The organism is Thermosphaera sp. (assembly GCF_059755995.1).
Genome location: NZ_DBOUKL010000046.1, coordinates 1 through 7304, shown reverse-complemented (window position 1 = coordinate 7304; position 7304 = coordinate 1). Strand labels below are relative to the sequence as shown.

Genomic DNA, 7304 nt, shown 5'->3' with positions numbered 1-7304 from the left:
CCTTGGCATGGGCCCATGCCAACCCTCAGCTTCCTTTTCAATAGCTCGAGGCTGTCAAAGCCTTCGTCAATGGCTTCTAAGATCTCGCTGAGAGTAACGTTTTCGCATCTGCACACGATTATTCTTCTAGGGTCCTGCTGAGTCATCTACACCCCCTCTACCCTGAATGCTCTTACATCAAACCAAAGGTCTTTTTCAACCTCAACCGTGACCACCCATGTCTTCTCATACTCCCACGCCTTCACCACTATTCCTTCGCCCACAACTTTGCCCTCTCTATTAAGCAGTTTAACCCTAGCTCCCTTAGAGGGTCTGGGAAGGAGTTCGTATGGGAGGGTGACATAGGCTTTGGCACCTTTACTAATATCTACGACGAATATAGCGAGTCCGGGACACTTGGCGACGCATACTCCACATCCTATGCATTTATTCTCGTCCAGCCTGGGGAGGTCGTATATTTTATCCATGCTTATCGCTTTAAACGGGCATGCGGAAACACAAATGTTACACGGGATTTCCTCAGGACACTCCAGAAGCGCCACGGGTCCTTTCCTCAACCTCTCCTCCGTTGGCATTAAGCCTGCCTTCACCATGTCCTGTAAAGTCAGAACCCCTGTCTCTTTAAACCCCATGCTTACCTACCTCCTAAACTTTTCCATTTCCTCCTCACTTACAGTGACCTTGAGTTTGGCATCCCTTGAGCGCCGAACAACAGGCGACTGCCTATACTCGTTCCACAGGTAGTTGAGTATTCTCTCCCTTTTCTCAATAGCATCGCCAAATCCTTCACGCTCTAGAATGGTGTAGGCAGCTATTTCCCCTTCTATGAAGGCTGTAGTGGCCTCCTCGATCCCGGATAAATCACCGGCAACGAAAACGTTTCTAAAACTTGTTTCCATGCATCTTGTCCTCAACGGGATTAAACCCCCTGCTTCAGGCAAGTACTTCATCAACACCCCCATCTGGCTTAACAAGGAGTAGTTTGGTTGCAAGCCCACTGCTAGAAGAACAAGGTCAACGTTAAACTCCTTCTCCGTCCCCGGTATCGGTTTGAAATCCTTATCAACCTGGCTGATCACTGCTTTTTCAACCCTGTCTCTCCCCTCAGCTCTCACGATAGTGTGCCCCGTGTATATTGGCACTCCATGCCTTCTCACTTTGGCAGCGTGGACAAACCATCCTCCTATCTCCTTCAACACTTCTGCAATACCGTGTACTCTAACCCCTGCTTGAAGCAGTTGATAAGCAACTATTAATCCAACATTTCCACTGCCAATTACTAGAGCGTCCTCGCCTGGTTTAACTCCATACTCGTTCATAAGTGTTTGCGCACCACCAGCGCCCATAACGCCGGGCAGGTCGTTGTTCTCAAACAATAGGTTTCTCTCCGACGCGCCGGAAGCAATTATGGCGTACTTGGCCTTTATTACAAGGTTAACGTTATGATCTCCTATTTTCTCAGCACCGAAAAATCCTTCTTTAAAGTACCCGTAAACAAAAGTCCTCGTCGAGATCTCTACATTGGGGTTTTTACTGAGATTTTCAATCAGCTTCTCCGCAATCTTGAAGCCTCGAACGCCTCCGTAGTATGTTGTGTCGCCGAAAAACTTATGCGTCTGCTTAACCAGCTGACCTCCGGCCCTAAAGTGATCGGTGGTGACAAGAACCCGTAGCCCGTGAGCACCCAGTATTTCAGCAGCCTTCAATCCCGCGGGACCTGCCCCCACAATTAAAACATCTACATCTTTAACTTCTTCAACCACATTGCCATTTCCCGGGGAAGCCATTGGTATCTCTGGTATACCGTTCTGTGATTCGACAACCAACCCTTCTTTAACAGGCTCAATGCAGATCCTGGTGTTGGGGATACCGTTAACCCTGGACAAGCAGCTTGAGCATCTGCCAATCATGCAGAAAGCTCCTCTAAGCCTGTCTCCCTGAGGACTTGTTGCGAAAACACGGAAGCCGGCCGCGTATAAACCTGCGAGAATGCTTTCCCCCTCATATGCCTCCACAATTTTCCCATTGTATGTTAGAGAAACTTTTCTACCCCGCTTGAAATCTATTATTGGGTGCTCAACAATTCTATAATCCTTCATCACTACCAGCCTAATCCTGTGCCGAGCATTAAAAACTATCTGTACAAGTATATAATTTTTATTTAAGTATAAAACTCCTTTATTTTATAACCATGTTATAGATACCTACATTGAGGGTTTGAAATGGAGGCTTTCATCACTCTACTCCACGGTGCTGGAGGACAGGAGTCGCATGATTTAATAGAATCTCTGATCGTGAAGAAAGTACCGTTAATCCTTAGGTATGCCCTTGACGGGCGCGGGCTGGACATATTGGATGACGGCTCTTTCATAAAAATTGGAGACACATACGTTGTTTTCTCAAGCGACTCCTACACTGTAAAACCCTTGTTTTACCCCGGGGGAAACATTGGCGAACTAGCCGCATCAGGTGTTTTAAACGACCTAGTCATGATGGGTGCAAGACCAGTTGCTTTTCTCGACAACATCATCGTGGAGGAAGGATTTCCAGTAAAGGATTTGGAAGAGATCATCAACTCCCTTGTCAGGGTTTTGAAAGAAAACAACGTCTCGCTTATAGGAGGAGACTTTAAAGTAATGCCTAAGGGATCACTGGACAAGATCGTTATCTCAGGCTTCGGAATAGGGGTTTCACTGGAAGCTCCAATAGTTGACCAGCTGCATCCCGGCGACGTAATAATTGTCACAAACAATATCGCCGAGCACGGGGCTGCCATCCTAGCTTCCCAGCTTGGGATGGATGCTGAGAACCTCTCCCTAAGGAGTGATTCAAAACCGCTCGTTAAAACCGTTCTACCAGTAATTGAGAAATACAGGAACCATGTTCATGCGGCTAGAGATCCTACTAGGGGAGGCATTTCCTCAATACTTAACGAATGGGTGAGGAATAAAGAGGTTTCGATAATAGTTGATGAGTCAAAGATTCCCATACGCGAGGACGTGAAAACGTTTCTTGAGATGCTAGGTATAGATCCTTTGACCGTCGCATCCGAAGGTGTCGCTGTGTTAAGCGTAAGTCGTGACGTAAGCAGCGAGATCATGGGGGCGTTAAAATCCATGGGGGAAAATCCTCAAGTAATAGGTGAAGTGGTAATTCCTGATGAAAACTCGTACAAGGGTAAGGTTTTAGGATTCACAGAGGTAGGTGGAAGGAGGGTCATAAAAGGAGAGGCGTTGAACCTTCCCAGAATATGCTAGGTGATACAGATGTGTCTCGGTGTGCCAGGAGAAGTAGTCAGCATTGATAAGAGCTCTACGCCACCAATTGCCAAGGTTAAGATAGGTGGTCTTGTGAAAGAGACCTTATTGGCCATTGATGAAGAGGTGGTGCCTGGGGATTTCGTGATTGTTCACGCAGGCGTGGTAATTAGTAAAGTCAGCAAGGAGGAGTTTGAAGAACTCATCAAGCTTCTCAAAACTGTTTCCGGTCTAGGCGGAGAAATAGAGTTGTGAGGATCCCTCCTTGATAGCTGCAAGACTAGTTATTAACGGGATTGTTCAAGGAGTCGGGTTCAGACCATTCATAGATAGAGCGATGAGGAGACTGGGGCTGACGGGTTATGTAAGGAATGTTGGTGGTTCGGAAGTAGAGGTTTTTGTCGAAGGTGATGAGGAAGCTGTCTATGAATTCCTCTCCACTCTCTACATTGAGAAACCTCCCCCGGCCGAAATAGAGGAAGTATTTCTAGAGCTTACACAACCAGTCGGTTACAAGAACTCTCACATTGAAAGAAGCGGGACGGTCAAGGTTACTGGCTCCATGATCCCGCCGGATTTCGCTGTTTGTAGGGATTGTTTGATAGAAATCATGGACCCCTCAAATCCAAGGTATATGTATCCTTTCAACTCCTGTGCCTGGTGTGGGCCAAGGTTTTCAATGATGTATACAGTCCCATATGATCGAGAAAACACAAGCATGAGATCCTTTCCTCTATGTGAGTCCTGTTTAAAAGAGTACTCTGACCACGAGAACGTTCGAAGATACCACGCCCAAGGGATCAGTTGCCCGCGCGATGGGCCAAGCCTTGCTCTGTTAGACAGCGATTTCAAACCTTTAAGCACTGATGAACCCTTAAAGGAGGCTGCCAGACTTATTGATGAAGGAAACATCATAGCTGTTAAAGGAATCGGAGGATACCATATTGCTGCTTTAGCTACAAGCGATGATGTTGTTTTAAAACTGAGGAGGAGAAAGAACAGGCCCTCGAAACCTTTTGCAATAATGGGTCTCGACACCTCTATCCTTAAACTCCTCGTTCATATGTCTGAAGATGATGAAAGACTGCTTTCATCGCCTCAAGCCCCCATACTACTGCTTCCTAAACGTGATGACAGCCCCGTGTCCAAGCATGTGTCTCCGGGGCTGAGCCACGAAGGGGTTTTCGTTGCCTACACCCCGCTCCACTTCTTACTGTTAATGCACACGAAGGATAAGTTTTTGATAATGACAAGTGGGAACTCAACAGGGGCTCCAATGTGCACCACCGAGGAGTGTGCCAAGAGCAAGCTGAGAAGCATAGCAGACTACTTTCTAGTGCATAACAGGGTCATAGTCAACCGTGTCGATGATAGTGTGGTTAGAAAGACGGGAGAGCACTACGTGCTACTGAGAAGAAGCAGAGGCTACGCTCCAAGATGGATTAGAATTAAGAGAAACCTTGAAAGCCCAGTATTAGGGATGGGGGGAGACTTATCCAACACTTTCGCCCTCGGTTTCGAGGACAAGATAATAATTTCTCAATACATAGGAGATTTAGATGATCCTGAAACCCAGGAACAGCTACTCAGCAGTATAGACTTCTTCATTAGAGTCTACGGACTCAAGTATACGGATCTAACCATCGTTGTTGACAAGCACAAGGCGTATCACTCGAGGAGGATAGGGCTAGATACTGCAAGAAAACATGGCTGTAGAATCGTTGAAGTTCAGCATCACTACGCACACCTTCTAGGCACAGCCATCGACAATGAGTTGGGTGGCAGGGTAGCTGGGATAGCATTGGACGGCTTGGGATGGGGCGATGACGACTCTGTCTGGGGCGGCGAGGTAATAGTTTTCAACACTGAGAATAACCATTATGAGAGAGTGGGTAGTATTGAATGGATTCCGTTGACTAGTGATAGGGATGCGATCAGTATTAGGCGTCTGGTAACCCTTTACTTTGCTAAGAGAAAATGGTCGCTCGATGAAATAATGAGGGTTCTCAAACCAGTCAGCGAGAAGGAAGTAATCGAGCACAGGCTCGTTTACACGATGTTTAATCATGGGAAGTATGTGAAGGCTTCAAGCACGGGTAGGTTGATAGATCTGGTTGCGGCACTCCTAGGCGTTTCCCATATCAGAACATATGATGGTGAACCCGCGATCAAGCTAGAGGCTATTGCTTCGAGAGGAGAGAGGGTTCTTTTAGAAAATGCTTACTTCAAGCAGGTTAACGGGTTACACATTCTAGATTACGATGGGATTATCGATGAGATCATAAATAAGAGAAATGAAGTAGATCCCGCCACGCTCTCCAGGAGCTTCCTATACTCGTACGGATACTACATAGGGGAGCTGGCTGTTAAATCAGCATTGAAGCATGGGATCGATTATGTGGTTGCGAGCGGTGGAGCAATAGTTAACGAGCACATTTACCAAGGACTAAGGGAGAGATTGCAGCTTGAAGGATTTACAATACATCTCCCTCGCAGAATCCCGGCAGGAGATGGCGGGCTCTCCTTTGGACAAGCTTGTTCACTAATTGCTTCGCAGGGTTTAGAACGCTATTAGGAATCCCTAACGCTTTATTTTTAATACTCACCCTTGATTAATCCAACTTGACACAGGTGATTACGCTGGCTTCGATGAAAGAGGAAACTAGCAAAACCTGTAAAACCTGTAAAATCATTCGGTACTCGCCATGGCTCGTCCACTTCAACACTGGGGCATGCAACGGGTGCGATATCGAAGTACTAGCTTCCATAACTCCTCTATACGATCCCGAGAGGTTCGGGGTAAAGCTTGCGCCGAGCATTAGGCACGGGGATATCTTAGTTGTGACGGGCGCTGTGACTAAGAAAGCTGGCGAAAGGCTTCGGAGATTATACGATCAAATGCCCAATCCGAAATTCGTAGTAGCGGTAGGGGCTTGCGCCGTCGATGGAGGCGTTTTCTACAAATCATACAGTGTTGAAGGAGGAGCTGACAAGGCCGTTCCAGTATCAATGTACATACCAGGGTGTCCTCCCAGGCCGGAGGCAATACTGGATGGTATCGTCAAGCTTTTGAAAAAACTGGAAGCAGGTGATGGGGGAAATGAGTAGCCGGCTCGATTTTCTCTCACCTTTCACGCTGGAGACCCAGGTGGTTAAGCCGGGTAGAAAAGTTTATGTTGTGAAGCCTGAGGATTTGAGAAATGTTTTCTTGAAAATGATTGAAGTGTTAGGGGATTCATCGTTTTACGTATCCACCATAATTGGAACAGATCTTAAGGATGAAGGAAGGATTCGCCTGGATTACTACGTAGTGGTTCTACCCGAGGAAGAAACCGTTGTTTTCAGGACATTTATCCCACGGGATAATCCCACGGTTGATTCTCTCATAGATTTAATCCCTGGGGTTTTACCTGGTGAGTGTGAAACCCACGACCTCCTCGGGGTTGTTTTCAAAGGGAACCCGTTTTTAAAGCGTGGTTTCTTTGTCCCCTCCGACGTTGTTGAACAAGGCAAATATCCATTAAGAAAGGATAGCGGGGTGTGAGAATGAGTGTTTCGAAAATCATAGAGGTGCCGCTTGCGCTTGAGCTCCCGGTTGGACCCCAGCATCCAGCTCTCCACGAGCCAGTCCTGCTTAAGGCTTATGCCGATGGAGAGGAAATCGTCAAGGTTGAAATAAACACCGGGTACAATCATCGCGGAATTGAAAAGTTATGCGAGAAGAACTCGTTCTACAGAGACATATTCATTGTTGCACGGGTCTGCGGTATATGCAACCTTGTCCATGCAGACTGCTATGTGAGAGCGATTGAACAAATACTTGGAATGGAGATAAGCAATAGGGCTAAATACCTCAGAGTTCTTGCAATGGAGCTGGAGCGTCTCCACAGCCACATGTTAATAAACGCTGTAATGGCGGAGAACATAGGTTTTGAAAACCTCTTCATGAACATCATGCTGGACCGTGAAAAAATTATGAAGGCAAAGGAGATTCTAACCGGTAACCGCGTACTATCAGACTACGTAATGGTCGGGGGCGTTAGGAGA

9 protein-coding genes are annotated in these 7304 nt (G+C 46.8%); 6 read left to right on the top strand and 3 right to left on the bottom strand.

Features of this window, described 5'->3' with window-relative positions; genetic code table 11:
* The 3 genes from AC3OH0_RS04890 to AC3OH0_RS04880 form a co-directional block, all read right to left on the bottom strand.
* A partial coding sequence (locus AC3OH0_RS04890) for a (2Fe-2S)-binding protein (RefSeq protein ID WP_498344978.1) occupies positions 1-146 on the bottom strand: 146 nt, incomplete at its 3' end.
* On the bottom strand, positions 147-632 hold the full coding sequence (locus tag AC3OH0_RS04885) for an NADH-quinone oxidoreductase subunit I (protein ID WP_498344977.1): 486 nt from the start codon (positions 630-632) through the stop codon (positions 147-149).
* Between the two features lie 6 nt (positions 633-638).
* Positions 639-2099, bottom strand: a complete 1461-nt coding sequence (locus tag AC3OH0_RS04880) for an FAD-dependent oxidoreductase (protein WP_498344976.1) — start codon at positions 2097-2099, stop codon at positions 639-641.
* A 123-nt stretch (positions 2100-2222) separates the two neighbouring features.
* Here AC3OH0_RS04880 and hypE point away from each other — a divergent pair, with 123 nt between their 5' ends.
* The 6 genes from hypE to AC3OH0_RS04850 form a co-directional block, all read left to right on the top strand.
* Positions 2223-3257: a hydrogenase expression/formation protein HypE gene (gene hypE / locus AC3OH0_RS04875; RefSeq protein WP_498344975.1), complete on the top strand. Its 1035-nt coding sequence runs from the start codon at positions 2223-2225 to the stop codon at positions 3255-3257.
* A 9-nt stretch (positions 3258-3266) separates the two neighbouring features.
* On the top strand, positions 3267-3512 hold the full coding sequence (locus tag AC3OH0_RS04870) for a HypC/HybG/HupF family hydrogenase formation chaperone (protein WP_498344974.1): 246 nt from the start codon (positions 3267-3269) through the stop codon (positions 3510-3512).
* Between the two features lie 10 nt (positions 3513-3522).
* The gene (gene hypF / locus AC3OH0_RS04865) at positions 3523-5832 is read left to right on the top strand and encodes a carbamoyltransferase HypF (RefSeq protein ID WP_498344973.1); all 2310 of its coding nucleotides are present in this window, start codon (positions 3523-3525) and stop codon (positions 5830-5832) included.
* 74 nt (positions 5833-5906) lie between these two features.
* Positions 5907-6365: an NADH-quinone oxidoreductase subunit B family protein gene (locus tag AC3OH0_RS04860; protein WP_498344971.1), complete on the top strand. Its 459-nt coding sequence runs from the start codon at positions 5907-5909 to the stop codon at positions 6363-6365.
* Positions 6358-6801, top strand: a complete 444-nt coding sequence (locus AC3OH0_RS04855) for an NADH-quinone oxidoreductase subunit C (RefSeq protein WP_498344970.1) — start codon at positions 6358-6360, stop codon at positions 6799-6801. Before AC3OH0_RS04860 ends, AC3OH0_RS04855 begins: the two co-directional genes overlap by 8 nt.
* 2 nt (positions 6802-6803) lie before the next feature.
* A partial coding sequence (locus AC3OH0_RS04850; protein WP_498344969.1) for a nickel-dependent hydrogenase large subunit occupies positions 6804-7304 on the top strand: 501 nt, incomplete at its 3' end.

Coding starts and splice junctions, on each gene's coding strand:
- AC3OH0_RS04860 (WP_498344971.1), top strand. CDS start 5,907: ATGAAAGAGGAAACTAGCAAAACCTGTAAAACCTGTAAAATCATTCGG.
- hypE (WP_498344975.1), top strand. CDS start 2,223: ATGGAGGCTTTCATCACTCTACTCCACGGTGCTGGAGGACAGGAGTCG.
- AC3OH0_RS04855 (WP_498344970.1), top strand. CDS start 6,358: ATGAGTAGCCGGCTCGATTTTCTCTCACCTTTCACGCTGGAGACCCAG.
- AC3OH0_RS04870 (WP_498344974.1), top strand. CDS start 3,267: ATGTGTCTCGGTGTGCCAGGAGAAGTAGTCAGCATTGATAAGAGCTCT.
- AC3OH0_RS04885 (WP_498344977.1), bottom strand. CDS start 632: ATGGGGTTTAAAGAGACAGGGGTTCTGACTTTACAGGACATGGTGAAG.
- AC3OH0_RS04880 (WP_498344976.1), bottom strand. CDS start 2,099: ATGAAGGATTATAGAATTGTTGAGCACCCAATAATAGATTTCAAGCGG.